Origin of the sequence: Streptomyces neyagawaensis (assembly GCF_023516595.1) — a bacterium.
Lineage (GTDB): Bacteria > Actinomycetota > Actinomycetes > Streptomycetales > Streptomycetaceae > Streptomyces > Streptomyces neyagawaensis.
Genome location: NZ_JAMGBG010000103.1, coordinates 18,084 through 32,181 on the forward strand (window position 1 = coordinate 18,084; position 14,098 = coordinate 32,181).

Annotated in this window: 15 protein-coding genes and 1 riboswitch; of the genes, 8 read left to right on the forward strand and 7 right to left on the reverse strand. The window is 72.1% G+C overall.

Annotation, left to right across the window (positions count from 1 at the left end):
- Positions 1 to 104 precede the first annotated feature (104 nt).
- From thiE to M8J73_RS32930, 4 genes are all read right to left on the reverse strand, one after another.
- Complete coding sequence (thiE, locus tag M8J73_RS32915; RefSeq protein ID WP_055542558.1) at positions 105 to 767, reverse strand: thiamine phosphate synthase; 663 nt, start codon at positions 765 to 767, stop codon at positions 105 to 107.
- A gap of 167 nt (positions 768 to 934) precedes the next feature.
- Positions 935 to 1,300: an Rv2175c family DNA-binding protein gene (locus M8J73_RS32920; protein ID WP_107462251.1), complete on the reverse strand. Its 366-nt coding sequence runs from the start codon at positions 1,298 to 1,300 to the stop codon at positions 935 to 937.
- A 94-nt stretch (positions 1,301 to 1,394) separates the two neighbouring features.
- Positions 1,395 to 2,624 carry an NAD(P)/FAD-dependent oxidoreductase gene (locus M8J73_RS32925; protein WP_249829440.1) on the reverse strand — a complete coding sequence of 410 codons (1,230 nt, stop codon included), beginning with the start codon at positions 2,622 to 2,624 and terminating at the stop codon, positions 1,395 to 1,397.
- Positions 2,625 to 2,656: 32 nt separating this feature from the next.
- Complete coding sequence (locus M8J73_RS32930; protein WP_055540866.1) at positions 2,657 to 3,037, reverse strand: avidin-fold protein; 381 nt, start codon at positions 3,035 to 3,037, stop codon at positions 2,657 to 2,659.
- Positions 3,038 to 3,089: 52 nt separating this feature from the next.
- Positions 3,090 to 3,201: riboswitch (TPP riboswitch) on the forward strand.
- Between M8J73_RS32930 and thiO the strand changes: the two genes are divergently transcribed.
- From thiO to M8J73_RS32955, 5 genes are all read left to right on the forward strand, one after another.
- Entirely contained in the window at positions 3,199 to 4,374 is a 1,176-nt protein-coding gene (gene thiO / locus M8J73_RS32935; RefSeq protein WP_055540867.1) for a glycine oxidase ThiO, read from the forward strand. It overlaps the preceding riboswitch by 3 nt.
- 23 nt (positions 4,375 to 4,397) lie before the next feature.
- Positions 4,398 to 4,598, forward strand: coding sequence for a sulfur carrier protein ThiS (thiS, locus tag M8J73_RS32940; RefSeq protein WP_055540870.1), 201 nt, complete (start codon positions 4,398 to 4,400; stop codon positions 4,596 to 4,598).
- A 3-nt stretch (positions 4,599 to 4,601) separates the two neighbouring features.
- Positions 4,602 to 5,396: a thiazole synthase gene (locus M8J73_RS32945; RefSeq protein ID WP_055540868.1), complete on the forward strand. Its 795-nt coding sequence runs from the start codon at positions 4,602 to 4,604 to the stop codon at positions 5,394 to 5,396.
- 109 nt (positions 5,397 to 5,505) lie between these two features.
- Positions 5,506 to 7,413: a Stk1 family PASTA domain-containing Ser/Thr kinase gene (gene pknB, locus M8J73_RS32950; protein ID WP_055540869.1), complete on the forward strand. Its 1,908-nt coding sequence runs from the start codon at positions 5,506 to 5,508 to the stop codon at positions 7,411 to 7,413.
- A gap of 273 nt (positions 7,414 to 7,686) precedes the next feature.
- Positions 7,687 to 8,634 carry a deoxyribonuclease IV gene (locus tag M8J73_RS32955; protein WP_372504058.1) on the forward strand — a complete coding sequence of 316 codons (948 nt, stop codon included), beginning with the start codon at positions 7,687 to 7,689 and terminating at the stop codon, positions 8,632 to 8,634.
- Positions 8,635 to 8,691: 57 nt separating this feature from the next.
- On the opposite strand, the gene M8J73_RS32960 is transcribed toward M8J73_RS32955, so the two are convergent.
- Positions 8,692 to 9,339 (reverse strand): sulfite oxidase-like oxidoreductase, encoded by a 648-nt coding sequence (locus tag M8J73_RS32960; protein WP_055537705.1) that lies wholly within the window; start codon positions 9,337 to 9,339, stop codon positions 8,692 to 8,694.
- 174 nt (positions 9,340 to 9,513) lie between these two features.
- On the opposite strand from M8J73_RS32960, the gene bfr reads away from it, so the two are divergent.
- The gene (gene bfr, locus M8J73_RS32965) at positions 9,514 to 9,993 is read left to right on the forward strand and encodes a bacterioferritin (RefSeq protein WP_055521109.1); all 480 of its coding nucleotides are present in this window, start codon (positions 9,514 to 9,516) and stop codon (positions 9,991 to 9,993) included.
- A gap of 61 nt (positions 9,994 to 10,054) precedes the next feature.
- On the opposite strand, the gene M8J73_RS32970 is transcribed toward bfr, so the two are convergent.
- Positions 10,055 to 10,297, reverse strand: a complete 243-nt coding sequence (locus tag M8J73_RS32970; protein WP_055537704.1) for a (2Fe-2S)-binding protein — start codon at positions 10,295 to 10,297, stop codon at positions 10,055 to 10,057.
- Positions 10,298 to 10,445: 148 nt separating this feature from the next.
- Positions 10,446 to 11,795 (reverse strand): class II 3-deoxy-7-phosphoheptulonate synthase, encoded by a 1,350-nt coding sequence (locus tag M8J73_RS32975; RefSeq protein ID WP_055537706.1) that lies wholly within the window; start codon positions 11,793 to 11,795, stop codon positions 10,446 to 10,448.
- A gap of 134 nt (positions 11,796 to 11,929) precedes the next feature.
- Here M8J73_RS32975 and M8J73_RS45610 point away from each other — a divergent pair, with 134 nt between their 5' ends.
- Together M8J73_RS45610 and M8J73_RS32980 are read left to right on the forward strand one after the other, a co-directional pair.
- Positions 11,930 to 11,986, forward strand: coding sequence for a trp operon leader peptide (locus tag M8J73_RS45610; RefSeq protein WP_359703140.1), 57 nt, complete (start codon positions 11,930 to 11,932; stop codon positions 11,984 to 11,986).
- A 122-nt stretch (positions 11,987 to 12,108) separates the two neighbouring features.
- Positions 12,109 to 14,022: an anthranilate synthase family protein gene (locus M8J73_RS32980; RefSeq protein ID WP_249829441.1), complete on the forward strand. Its 1,914-nt coding sequence runs from the start codon at positions 12,109 to 12,111 to the stop codon at positions 14,020 to 14,022.
- The last annotated feature ends 76 nt before the right edge of the window (positions 14,023 to 14,098 follow it).

Here is a 14,098-nt window from a genome sequence, read left to right on the forward strand (position 1 = left end):
CGCAGGTTAGTCAGGTCGGGGCCGTCCCCCAACCAGAGCACCCCCATTTGTCCGCTTTATCGGCTCGGATGTCCACGCCTTGGACATCCGGGCTGCGGGCGGTCTCACAGGGCGCGCAGGCGCTTCGCGAACGCCGCCGCCGCGGCCGCGGGGTCGTCGGCCTCGGTGATCGCACGGACGACGACGACCCGTCGGGCGCCCGCGGCGACGACCTCGTCGAGGTTGCCGAGGTCGATGCCCCCGATGGCGAACCAGGGCCGGTCGGTGCCGAGCGCGGCGGTGTACCGCACGAGGTCGAGGCCGGGCGCGTGCCGGCCGGGCTTGGTGGGGGTGGGCCAGCAGGGGCCCGTGCAGAAGTAGTCCACGCCCTCCTGGACGGCGGCCGCCGCGGCCTCCTCCTCGGAGTGTGTGGAGCGGCCGATGAGGACGTCGTCACCGAGGATCGCGCGTGCGGCGGGCACCGGGAGGTCGCCCTGGCCGAGGTGCAGGACGTCGGCGCCGCCCGGGTGCGCGGACCGCGAGGCGTGCGCCACGTCGGCCCGGTCGTTCACGGCGAGCAGCTTGCCGTGAAGGCGGCACTTCTCGGCGAACAGCTCCAGGAGCTCCAGCTCCTGTGCCGCCTCCATGCCCTTGTCGCGCAGCTGGACGATGTCCACACCGGCGTCGAGGACCGCGTCCAGGAACTCCGGGAGGTCGCCCTGGCGCTCGCGGGCGTCCATGCAGAGGTAGAGACGGGCGTCGTCGAGCCGGGCAGCGGCGTCGGTCATGGATGAGTCCCCCGTGGGCGGTGCCATGTCGGTGCGGCGTACGGCGGCCGGGGCACAGGCGGCCCCGGCCGCCGTACGCCGCACGGTGCTGTTCGGGTGGTGCGGTAGTACGGATCCTGCCGGTGGTGCGGATCCTGCCGGTGGTGCGGCTTCTCAGCCTCCGGTGATCACACGGCGAGCGCCTGGGCGCGGCGCTTCACCTCCGTGCCGCGATTCTCGCTCAGGGCCTGGGCCGGGGTGCCGGGCAGGCTGGGGTCCGGAGTGAAGAGCCACTCCAGCATCTCTTCGTCGGTGAAGCCGTCGTCCTTCAGCAGGGTCAGGGTGCCGGTGAGGCCCTTGACCACCTTGTCCCCGTCGATGAAGGCGGCGGGGACGTGCAGCGCGCGGTTCTCACCACGGCGTACGGCGATGAGCTGGCCCTCCTTGACCAGCTGCCGCACACGGGTCACCTCGACGCCGAGCATCTCGGCGATGTCGGGGAGGGTCAGCCACGCGGGGACGAGAGCATCGATCTTTGCGTCAATCTCGGTCACGTCACCAAGACTGCCATCTGGGACTGACAGTGGGTAGCCGGGCGGGGCCCTCCGGGGGGCGGGACCCCCGGAAGGGGGCGGGAGCCGCGCTGTGCTAGGCCGTCGCCGCCTTCAGGGGCCTCGCCGGGTCCGCGAGCAGGGTGGGGTTCATCGGGGTGCCCGACTCGATGAGGCGGCGACCTTGGGCCAGGTCTCTCGGCCGGCCGACGGCGAGCAGGGCGACCAGGCGGTCCTCGCGCAGCCAGCACACCGTCCAGGCGGCGCCCGCGGGGTCCCCGCGCCGGACCATGGTGTCGGCGGCGGGGTGGTGCCCCGCGTACTGGACGAAGCGGCCGAACTGCTCCGACCAGAAGTACGGGACGGGGTCGTAGGGCTCGGGCGTCTCGCCGAGGATGTTCGCGGCGACCGTGCGGGGGCCCTGGAGGGCGTTGTCCCAGTGGTGGACCAGGAGGCGCTCGCCGTAGCGGCCCGAGGGGAAGGAGGCGCAGTCGCCGACCGCGTAGACGTCCGGCGCGGAGGAGCGCAGGTGGTCGTCGGCGACCACCTCGCCGCGCGGGCCCAGTTCGATGCCGGAGCCCCTCAGCCAGGCCGTCGCGGGGCGGGCCCCGATGCCGACGACCACGGCACCGGCCGGGATCCGGGAGCCGTCGTCCAGGACGACCGTGCCCTGCTCGACGCGCTCCACGCGCGCGTGGGTGCGCAGCGTGGTGCCGCTGTCGGCGTACCAGGCGGCCATCGGCGCGGCCACCTCGGCGGGCAGCGCCCCGGCCAGCGGCCGGTCGGCAGCCTCCACGACGGTGACCGCGCAGCCCGCCTCCCGCGCGGCGGTGGCGAACTCGGCGCCGATCCAGCCCGCGCCCACGACGACGATGTCGTGCTGCTCGGCCAGGACGGGGCGCAGCCGCTCGGCGTCGTCCAGGGTGCGCAGCAGGTGCACGCCGGGCACGCCCTCCACGCCGGGCAGCCGGATCGGTTCGGCGCCGGTTGCGAGGACCAGGAGGTCGTACGGGACGGGCCCGGCGGCGGTGTCCAGTTCGTGCTCGTCGGGGCGGACGCCCAAGACCTCGCGGCCAAGGTGGAGTTCGATGCCGAGCGCCTCGAAGTCGACGTCGAAGGCGGAGTCCTCGGCCTTGCCGAGCAGGACGGCCTTGGACAGGGGCGGCCGGTCGTACGGCTGGTGGGGCTCGGCGCCGATCAGCGTCACCTCGCCGGAGAAGCCCTGTTCGCGCAGGGCGACCGCGGTCTGCACCCCGGCCATGCCCGCGCCCACGACGACGACCCGGCGCGCCGTCGTCCCTCCCGCTGCCCGCGTCTGCTCGTTCACCTGATCACCATAGACAACTGACGATCCGTCAGTCAGCGGTCGTGTGCCGTGACCTGCTCCACAGCGCCGTCCGCCGTCTCGATCTGCTCCACCGTGCTCGTCCCGCTGCCCGGCCTCGACTCCCACTCCCAGGTCTCCTCCAGCCGCACCCGCCCGTCCGGCAGCTCGACCACCAGGGACACGCAGTGCCCCGACGCGGTCGTCCCGTCGGTCCGCAGCTGGACGTAGCGGAAGTCCAGCCGGTCACCCTCACGGGTACCCAGGAGGTGGCCTCGTACGACGTCGCCGCCCGCGTAGTCGGCCCAGATCTCGCCGTCCTTCTCGTGGTACGCGAACCGTGTGAGGGTGCCGACCTGACCTGGGGCCTGGTCGGCCACGGGGGCGAGGACGAGTCCGTCGAGCGAGCGGGGCATGGCGGGAGGCTCCCTTACTGAGCGATACGGCACGGGCTAGGGTGGGCCACCGTAGAGCACTCGCGGGAGCCCGGACGCACCGGGCTGAGAGGGAGGCTGGCGGCCTCCGACCGTACGAACCTGATCCGGGTCATGCCGGCGAAGGGAGGGGCTGGACGCCCATGTCGCGTACGCACACCTCAGACGTCCTCGTCGTGGGGGGCGGGATCATCGGGCTGGTCACGGCCTGGCGGGCCGCCCAGCGCGGGTTCACCACCACCGTCGTGGATCCCGGGCCCGGCGGCGGGGCGGCCCAGGTGGCGGCCGGGATGCTCGCCGCGGTCACGGAACTGCACTACGGCGAGCAGACGCTGCTGGGGCTCAACCTGGAGTCCGCGCGCCGCTACCCCGACTTCGCCGCCGAGCTGACCGAGGCGACCGGCCTCGACCTCGGCTACCGCCGCTCCGGGACGCTCGCCGTCGCCCTCGACGCCGACGACCGGGCCCATCTGCGGGAACTGCACGCCCTGCAAAGCCGTTCGGGCCTGGAGTCGGAGTGGCTGAACGGCCGCGAGTGCCGCCGTCTGGAGCCGATGCTGGCGCCGGGCGTGCGTGGCGGGCTGCGGGTCGACGGGGACCACCAGATCGACCCGAGGCGGCTCTCCAGGGCCCTCGTCACGGCCTGTGAGCGGGCCGGGGTCGTGTTCCACCGGGCGTGGGCCGAGGAGCTGTCCGTGGTGCGGGGACGGGCCGCCGGGGTCAGGGCCGACGACGGCACCGAGCTGACCGCGGGGCACGTGGTCCTGGCCGGGGGCAGCCACAGCGGGCGGCTCGCCGGTGTCCCCGACGACGTGCTGCCGCCCGTGCGGCCCGTGAAGGGGCAGGTGCTGCGGCTGACCGTGCCGAAGCGGTACGCGCCCTTCCTGACCCGGACCGTGCGGGCCGTGGTCCGCGGCAGCCACGTCTATCTGGTGCCGCGCGAGAACGGCGAACTCGTCGTCGGCGCGACCAGCGAGGAACTCGGCTGGGACACCACGGTCACCGCGGGCGGGGTGTACGAACTGCTGCGGGACGCCCATGAACTCGTCCCCGGCATCACCGAACTCCCGCTCACCGAGACCCGCGCGGGACTGCGCCCCGGCTCCCCCGACAACGCCCCGCTCCTCGGCCCCACCGAACTCGACGGCCTGCTCCTCGCGACGGGCCACTACCGCAACGGGGTCCTCCTCACCCCGATCACCGGCGACGTCCTGGCCCATGTCCTGATCAGCGGGGAACTACCGGAGGTGGCGCGGGACTTCACACCGCTGCGCTTCCGGGCGGGTCAGCCCAGGGAACTCTCGGAGCAGCCCGTATGAGCACCGTGGACCGTACCGACGCCCTGACCGTCCTCGTCAACGGGGAGCACCGGCGTGTCGCCCCCGGCACCGCCCTCGACACGCTCGTGCGGACGCTCGCCGCGTCCCCGTCCGGGGTGGCCGCCGCACTCAACGAAACCGTCGTCCCGCGCGCGCAGTGGCCGTCGACGCTCCTGTCCGACGGGGACCGCGTCGAGGTCCTGACCGCCGTCCAAGGAGGCTGACCCATGGCAGACGACCCGTTCGTCCTCGGCGGTACGACCTACTCGTCCCGGCTGATCATGGGTACCGGCGGCGCCCCCAGCCTGGACGTGCTGGAGCGGGCGCTGGTGGCCTCCGGCACGGAGCTGACGACGGTCGCGATGCGCCGGGTGAACGCGGCCGTGCACGGCTCGGTGCTCTCGGTGCTCGACCGGCTGGGCATCCGGGTGCTGCCCAACACCGCCGGCTGCTTCACGGCGGGCGAGGCCGTGCTCACCGCGCGGCTCGCGCGGGAGGCCCTCGGCACGGACCTGGTGAAGCTGGAGGTCATCGCCGACGAGCGGACCCTGCTGCCGGACCCGATCGAGCTGCTGGACGCCGCGGAGACGCTGGTCGACGACGGTTTCACCGTCCTGCCGTACACCAACGACGACCCGGTGCTGGCCCGGAAGCTGGAGGACGTCGGCTGTGCCGCGATCATGCCGCTGGGGTCGCCGATCGGGTCGGGGCTCGGCATCCGCAACCCGCACAACTTCCAGCTGATCGTGGAGCACGCGCGCGTGCCGGTGATCCTGGACGCGGGGGCCGGTACGGCGTCGGACGCGGCGCTCGCGATGGAGCTGGGGTGCGCGGGCGTCATGCTCGCCTCCGCGGTGACCCGGGCGCAGGAGCCGGTGCTGATGGCGACCGCCATGCGCAGCGCGGTGGAGGCGGGCCGCCTCGCGTACCGGGCGGGCCGCATCCCCCGGCGCCACTTCGCGGAGGCGTCGTCCCCGAGCGAGGGGCTGGCGCGACTGGACCCGGAGCGGCCGGCGTTCTGAGCGGGCGGGTCCCTCGTCCGGGTGCGGGACGGTCACAGGTCTGCTGCAGTACGCCACCGCCGCCACGGAAGGGGTGGGGGTGTCCGTGGCGGCTCGTAGACTCACCTGCGTGGACACGACCCTTCAGGACCCGCTTGTCGGCCAGGTGCTCGACGGCCGGTATCGAGTCGAGGCGCGGATCGCGGTCGGCGGGATGGCCACGGTCTACCGGGCCGTGGACACCCGCCTGGACCGGGTGCTCGCGCTCAAGGTGATGCATCCGACGCTGGCCGCGGACGGTTCGTTCGTGGAGCGGTTCATCCGCGAGGCCAAATCGGTGGCACGGCTCTCCCACCCGAACGTGGTGGGGGTCTACGACCAGGGCACCGACGGGTCGTACGTCTATCTGGCCATGGAGTACGTCGCCGGGTGCACCCTGCGTGACGTGCTGCGCGAGCGCGGCGCCCTGCAGCCGCGGGCCGCGCTGGACATCCTGGAGCCGATCCTCGCCGCCCTGGGCGCCGCCCACCGCGCCGGTTTCGTGCACCGCGACATGAAGCCGGAGAACGTGCTGATCGGGGACGACGGCCGGGTCAAGGTCGCCGACTTCGGGCTGGTCCGCTCCGTGGACACCGTCACCAGCACCACGGGCACCGTGCTCGGCACCGTGGCCTATCTGGCCCCGGAGCAGCTGGAGCACGGCACGACCGACACCCGCGTCGACGTGTACGCGTGCGGGGTGATGCTCTACGAGATGCTCACCGGCGGCAAACCCCACGGCGGGGACACCCCCGCGCAGGTGCTCTACCACGCGCTGAACGACGACGTGCCGCCGCCGTCGGCCGCCGTGCCCGGTCTGCCGTACGAGCTGGACGAGCTGGTGGCCTCGGCGACCGCCCGCCCTCCGGAGCTGCGGCCGTACGACGCGGTCGCACTGCTCGCGCAGACGCTGGAGGCGCGGTCCGCGCTGAGCGTCGAGCAGCTGGACGCGGTGCCGCCGCAGGCGAGAACCGCCGGGCACGACAACGCGGAGGACCGCACGAGCGTCATCCCGCGGTCGCTGACCGTGTCCCGGTCGGCCGGGCTCGACGGGATGAACCGCACGAGCCGGTTCGAGACGTCCCCGCCGCCGCCCCGGCGCACCGGCGGCACCCCGCCCCGGCGGGGCCTGCTCGCGATCGTGGCCGCCGTGCTGCTCGTCCTCGGTGTGGGCGGGGGCATCTGGTACATCAACTCGGGCCAGTTCACGAAGGTCCCGGCGGTGCTGGCCCAGTCGGAGGCCGTCGCGAAGCAGCGGATCCAGGGTGCCGGGCTCGGCGTCAAGGTCGAGCGCGCGTTCAGCGACACCGTCAAGCGCGGCAAGGTGATCCGCACCGACCCGGAGCCGGGCGACCGCATCCGGGACAACGACACGGTCACGCTGACGATCTCCAAGGGCCCCGAGACCGTGGCGCTGCCCGACCTGAAGGGCTACCGCCTGGACAAGGCGAAGGACCGGCTCAAGAGCGCCGGGCTGGAACCGGGTCTGGTGACGCGGGAGTTCAGCGACGAGGTCATCAGGGGTCAGGTGATCCGCACCGAGCCGGGCGCCGGGACCAAGGCGTCCTCGGGCTCGGCGGTCGCGCTCGTGGTCAGCCGGGGTGCTCCGGTGGAGATCCCGGACGTGGCCGGCGACTCGGTCGAGGACGCCACCGCCGCGCTGGAGGACGAGGGCCTGAAGGTGGAGATCGCCTCGGAGCAGGTCAACTCCGAGTACGACAAGGGTCTGGTCGCCGAGATGTCCCCGGGCGCGGGCAAGCAGGTCGGGGCGGGCGACACGGTCACGCTGACGCTGTCCAAGGGCCCCGAGATGATCGAGGTCCCGGACGTCGTGGGCGACAGCGTCGACGACGCCACGCGGAAGCTGGAGGACGCGGGCTTCGAGGTCGACGAGGACCGGGGTCTCCTCGGCCTCTTCGGCGACGAGGTCAAGGGACAGTCGGTGGACGGCGGCGAGACGGCACCCAAGGGCTCGACGATCACCATCGAGATCGGCTGACCCCGGTTCACCACGGTCGGGGCGCCGGGGCATTGGGGCCGACCGGCGGCCGGGGGCACCCGCGTCCGCCGAGGGCGCGGGGGCGGCACACTGCGGCCTGCGTTTGCCGAGGAGGCAGGGTCTCGGCACACAGCGGCTCGTGTCCGCCGAGAGCGCGGGGGGCGGCACACGGCGGCCCGCGCTTGCCGGGCAGGCCCGGGCGGCCGCAGGCATCCGCCGTCGCCGCGGGCATCCGCCGTCCGGGTGGCTTCCGCCGCATGTCACCCTTGTGCGGTGAGTACTGAGCAGTCCCCCGGTCGTCCCGGCCCCTCCGCCCCCGCGTCCGACCCCGTCTTCTCCCCCGCGCCCGCCCCCGTGTCCGGGCCCGCGCGCAACCCCGTCGGCGGGCATGTGCCCGTCGCCGGTGGGCTGAACTCCGTCGGGCTGACCTACGCCCGTGATCTCAAGGCCGAGACCGTGCAGGTCTTCGTCGCGAACCCGCGGGGCTGGGCCACACCGGTCGGGAACCCGCGGCAGGACGAGGAGTTCCGGGCGGCCTGCGCGGCCGAGTCGATCCCCGCGTACGTGCACGCCCCGTACCTGATCAACTTCGGCTCGCACACCGAGGCGACGGTCGAGAAGTCCGTGGAGTCACTACGGCACTCGTTGCGCCGGGGCCGGGAGATCGGCGCCCTCGGCGTGGTCGTGCACACCGGGAGCGCAACCGGCGGGCGGGACCGTTCGGTCGCGCTGAAGCAGGTGCGCGCACACCTCCTGCCGCTGCTGGAGGAGCTGACCCACGACGACGACCCGTATCTGCTGCTGGAGTCCACCGCCGGCCAGGGCGCCTCCCTGTGCTCCCGCACCTGGGACTTCGGCCCGTACTTCGAGGCGCTCGACGCGCACCCGAAGCTCGGCGTCTGCCTGGACACCTGCCACATCTTCGCGGCGGGCCACGACCTGACCGGGCCCGACGGCATGCATCGGACGCTGGACCTGCTGGTGGACACCGTCGGCGAGGGCCGGCTGAAACTGATCCACGCCAACGACTCCAAGGACGTCGTCGGCGCGCACAAGGACCGCCACGAGAACATCGGCTCCGGCCACATCGGCGAGGACCCGTTCCGCGCGCTGATGACCCACCCGGCCACCGAGGGCGTTCCCCTGATCATCGAGACCCCCGGCGGCAAGGAGGGCCACGCGGCGGACGTGGAACGCCTGAAGAAGCTCCGCGACGGCTGAGACGGCCAGGGGGTGCTGTGCGGGACTCTCACAACACCCCCCAGGTGCCGGGCCCGGTCAGAGCTCGGGCCCCTCCCCCGGTTCCTCCTGGTAGGAGTAGCGCTGCTCGCGCCACGGGTCGCCGATGTTGTGGTAGCCGCGCTCCTCCCAGAAGCCCCGCCGGTCGGCGGTCATGTACTCGATGCCCCGGACCCACTTGGGGCCCTTCCAGGCGTAGAGCTGCGGCACGACGAGCCGCAGCGGGAAGCCGTGCTCGGCGGTGAGCAGTTCGCCGTCCTTGTGGGTGGCGAAGATCGTGCGGTCCGAGGCGAAGTCGCTGAGCCGGAGGTTGGAGCTGAAGCCGTACTCGGCCCACACCATCACATGGGTGACCTCGGCGGCCGGAGGCGCGATCTCCAGGATCGTGCGGGCGGGGATGCCGCCCCACTCCGCGCCGACCATGCTGAACTTCGTCACGCAGTGCAGATCGGCCACGACCGAGGCGTACGGCAGCGCGGTGAACTCGTCGTGGGTCCAGCTCTGCTTCTCACCGTCGGCGGTGGCGCCGAAGACCCGGAAGTCCCACCGCTCGGGGCGGAACTTGGGTACGGGACCGTAGTGCGTCACCGGCCAGCCGCGCTGGAGTCGCTGTCCCGGCGGAAGCTGCGGCTGTGCCGCGTTCTCAGATGCGCGATCTCCCGACTCGCGTCCCACCGGCTGACCCATGACTCCATCCTGACAGACCCCGAGTGGTGCACATGACCGCCCCCCGCCCAATGGGAACAAAACGAACTAAGGCTGGGCTAACTTACTAAGCTTGCACTTACTGGACGATCTTCGATGCCGGTGCAATCATCGCGGCGCAACCTCCCAGTTCCCCGCTTGGAAGGAGCCTTTGCGATGCAGGGCGACCCCGAGGTCATCGAATTCCTCAACGAGCAGCTGACGGCCGAGCTGACCGCGATCAACCAGTACTTCCTGCACGCGAAGATGCAGGAGAACTTCGGCTGGACGAAGCTCGCGAAGTACACCCGGCACGAGTCGTTCGACGAGATGAAGCACGCGGAGGTCCTCACCGACCGGATCCTGTTCCTGGACGGCCTACCGAACTACCAGCGACTGTTCCACGTCCGCGTGGGCCAGACGGTGAAGGAGATGTTCGAGGCGGACCGGCAGATCGAGGTCGAGGCGATCGACCGCCTCAAGCGCGGCATCGAGGTGATGCGGGCCAAGGGCGATGTGACGTCCGCGAACATCTTCGAGTCGATCCTCGCCGACGAGGAGCACCACATCGACTACCTGGACACCCAGCTCGAACTGCTGGAGAAGCTCGGTGAGGCGCTGTACATCGCACAGCTGATCGAACAGCCGGAGAGCTGATTCCTCGCGCCGAGATTCCTCGTGTCGAGATTCCTCGTGTCGAGGGGCCGCGCCGGACGGGCTAGGCGGCTTCCTCGAGTTCCTGCACCTCGGAGAAGGCGGGCTGCCCCTGGTCGGCCGACTCACGGCGCGGGCACGCGCCCCTGCCCAGGATCGCCTGGATACGGCGGACGCACGAACCGCAGTCCGTACCGGCCTTGCAGGCCGACGCGATCTGGCGAGGGGTGCAGGCGCCGTCCGCCGCGTGCTTCTTGACCTGCTGCTCGGTGACACCGAAGCAACTGCAGACGAACACGCGGTCCACCTCCCGCCGGGATCGATACGAAACGCCGTCCCGACGATGATCGGTGAGGCTAACCTAACCTTACCCGGCGGCCAGGGAGCGCAAAAGTGGAGTGGGGCGCGGATCGTATGTGATCCGCGCCCCACTCCACTGTGTCGTCACTCCCGTACTAGTCGCGGTACAGCTCCGCGACCAGGAAGGCCAGGTCGAGGGACTGGCTGCGGTTGAGCCGGGGGTCGCAGGCGGTCTCGTAGCGCTGGTGCAGATCGTCGACGAAGATCTCGTCGCCGCCGCCCACGCACTCGGTGACGTCGTCACCCGTGAGTTCCACATGGATGCCGCCCGGGTGGGTGCCCAGGGACTTGTGGACCTCGAAGAAGCCCTTGACCTCGTCGAGCACATCGTCGAAGCGGCGGGTCTTGTGCCCGGAGGCCGCCTCGAAGGTGTTGCCGTGCATCGGGTCGGTCACCCAGGCCACGGTCGCGCCGGATGCGGTGACCTTCTCGACCAGCTCGGGCAGCTTGTCGCGGACCTTGTCCGCACCCATGCGCACGATGAAGGTGAGACGGCCGGGCTCGCGCTCCGGGTCGAGGCGCTCGATGTACTGCAGCGCGTCCTCGGCCGTGGTCGTCGGGCCGAGCTTGATCCCGATCGGGTTGCGGATCTTCGAGGCGAACTCGATGTGCGCGTGGTCCAGCTGCCGGGTGCGCTCACCGATCCACACCATGTGCGCGGAGACGTCGTACAGCTGCCCCGTGCGGGAGTCGACGCGGGTCAGCGCCGACTCGTAGTCGAGCAGCAGCGCCTCGTGCGAGGAGAAGAACTCGACGGTGCGGAACTCCTCCGGGTCGGCCCCGCAGGCGTGCATGAAGTTCAGCGCGTTGTCGATCTCGCGGGCGAGCTGCTCGTAGCGCTGACCGGACGGGGACGACTTCACGAAGTCCTGGTTCCATGCGTGGACCTGGCGCAGGTCGGCGTAGCCGCCGGTGGTGAAGGCGCGGACCAGGTTCAGCGTGGAGGCGGAGGCGTGGTACATCCGCTTCAGGCGCTCGGGGTCCGGGACGCGGGCGGCCTCGTTGAAGTCGAAGCCGTTGACCGAGTCGCCGCGGTACGTCGGCAGGGTCACGCCGTCGCGGGTCTCGGTGCCCTTGGAGCGGGGCTTGGAGTACTGCCCGGCGATCCGGCCGACCTTCACGACCGGCACGGAGGCCGCGTACGTGAGGACGGCGCCCATCTGGAGCAGCGTCTTCAGCTTGTTGCGGATGTGGTCCGCCGACACGGCGTCGAAGGCCTCGGCGCAGTCGCCGCCCTGGAGGAGGAACGCCTCTCCCTTGGCGACGGACGCCATCCGGGCGCGCAGCTGGTCGCACTCGCCCGCGAAGACGAGCGGCGGATACGACTCGAGCTCCGCAACGACTGCGCGCAGAGCCTCGGTGTCGGGGTACTCGGGCTGCTGCGCCGCGGGCAGGTCTCGCCAGGTGTTGCCAGCGCTCGCGCTGGACTTAGCGTTCACGGTCACGACGTCCACATTACGGGGTCATGTCGGGCGTCCATCCCCCTGCTCATCAAGTGAGACGAACCCCGCTCGATCGGGACAGGACCCGCGGGCGTGGCCCGTGGCGCCGCCGGAACGCCTCCGGTAGGGTGCGGCGCATGTTCGCGCACTTCAACCAGAACTGGTGGTGGACCGCTCATCCGGCGGCCCACTGACTGCGCGTACGCACGACTTCGCGAAGGCCGCCCGAGGGGCGGCCTTCCGTGTTTCCACCACCGGGCCGTCCCTCCTCGATCACCGCACTGATCACGCTCCGATCAGCCACGAGGAGAACCCGATGGACCTGGCTCGACTCCTGCACGACCCCCGACCGTTCGCGCTGCTGCGCCGCCGCACCCCCGGTCTCGACCACGACACCGTGGAGGTGCTGATCGGCCCGGTCGCCACCTGCGAACGGCTCGCCGACCTCCCCGACGAGGGGCTTGCCCTCGTCCCGTTCCGGCAGATCCGCGAACGCGGCTTCGACGTCCGCGACGACGGCACGCCCCTGTCGGTGCTCGTGCCGGAGGAGTCGTACGCACTGCCGCTGGAGCGGGCGCTGGCCCAGCTGCCCGCGCATGACGTGCGGGTCGAGGGCGGCGGTTTCGACGTCGGCGACGAGGAGTACGCGGAGATCGTCGGCCGGGTGCTGCGCGAGGAGATCGGGCGGGGCGAGGGCGCGAACTTCGTGATCCGGCGGACGTACGAGGGCGGCATCCGGGGCTTCGGCCGGGCCGACGCGCTGGCGCTGTTCCGGCGGCTGCTGGAGGGCGAGCGGGGCGCGTACTGGACGTTCGTGGTGCACACCGGAGAACAGAAAGGGCCCGAAGGGCCTTCCTTGGAAGGGCGGGGCCGGGAGACGGGTGGGCGGACCCTGGTCGGGGCGAGCCCCGAGGTGCATGTGCGGATGTCCGGCGGGACCGTCGTGATGAACCCGATCAGCGGCACGTACCGCTATCCGGCCGGCGGGCCGACACCGGAGGACCTGCTGGACTTCCTCGCCGACGGCAAGGAGATCGAGGAGCTCTCGATGGTCGTCGACGAGGAGCTCAAGATGATGTGCACGGTCGGCGACATGGGCGGGGTGGTGATCGGGCCCCGGCTGAAGGAGATGGCGCACCTCGCGCACACCGAGTACGAGCTGCGCGGACGCTCCTCGCTGGACGTGCGGGACGTCCTGCGGGAGACCATGTTCGCGGCGACCGTCACGGGGTCGCCCGTGCAGAACGCCTGCCGGGTCATCGAGCGGCACGAAGTGGGTGGTCGCGGCTATTACGCGGGGGCGCTCGCGCTGCTGGGCCGGGACGAGGGCGGGGCGCAGACCCTGGACTCGCCGATCCTGATCCGGACCGCGGACATCGCGGCCGACGGCCGGCTGCGGGTGCCCGTCGGCGCCACGCTCGTCCGGGGCTCCGATCCGGCGGGCGAGGTAGCCGAGACCCACGCCAAGGCGGCCGGGGTGCTGGCGGCGCTCGGGGTGCGGCCCGGGCGGCCGGAGCGGGAGCGGGTGCGGCCGGGGCTCGCGGAGGACCCCCGGGTGCGGGCGGCGCTGGACGGACGGCGCGCGTCGCTGGCGCCGTTCTGGCTGCGGATGCAGGACCGCACGGCCGAGCTGACCGGGCACGCGCTGGTGGTGGACGCCGAGGACACGTTCACCGCGATGCTCGCGCATCTGCTGCGGTCGTCGGGGCTGGAGGTGACGGTACGGCGGTACGACGAGCCGGGGCTGAGGGAGGCCGTGCTCGGGCATGCCGGGGTGGTCGTGCTGGGCCCCGGGCCCGGCGACCCGGGGGACGCGGACGACCCCAAGATGCGGTTCCTGCGGGAGCTGACCGCCGAGGTGATCCGGGACCACCCGTACGGGGTGCTCGGGGTGTGTCTCGGGCATGAGCTGATCGCGGCGGAGCTGGGGCTGGAGATCGTACGCAAGGAGGTGCCGTACCAGGGGGCGCAGACCTCGATCGACCTGTTCGGGCGGGAGGAGGTCGTCGGCTTCTACAACAGCTTCGTGGCGCGCTGCGGCGACGGGGCGGCCGGGGAGCTGGCCGCGCACGGGGTGGAGGTCAGCCGCAGCGCCACCGGGGAGGTGCACGCGCTGCGGGGGGCCGGGTTCGCGGGGGTGCAGTTCCATCCGGAGTCGGTGCTGACGCTGGACGGGGTGACGGTGGTGCGGGAACTGGTGGCGGGGCTGCGGGCCCTTCGGGCGGGGTAGGGCCCCGTCGCCGGGTGCGGGTGGGCTTTTCAGGGGCGCGCGGGGCAGTGACACATGCGGCTCCGCCGCGTGGGCA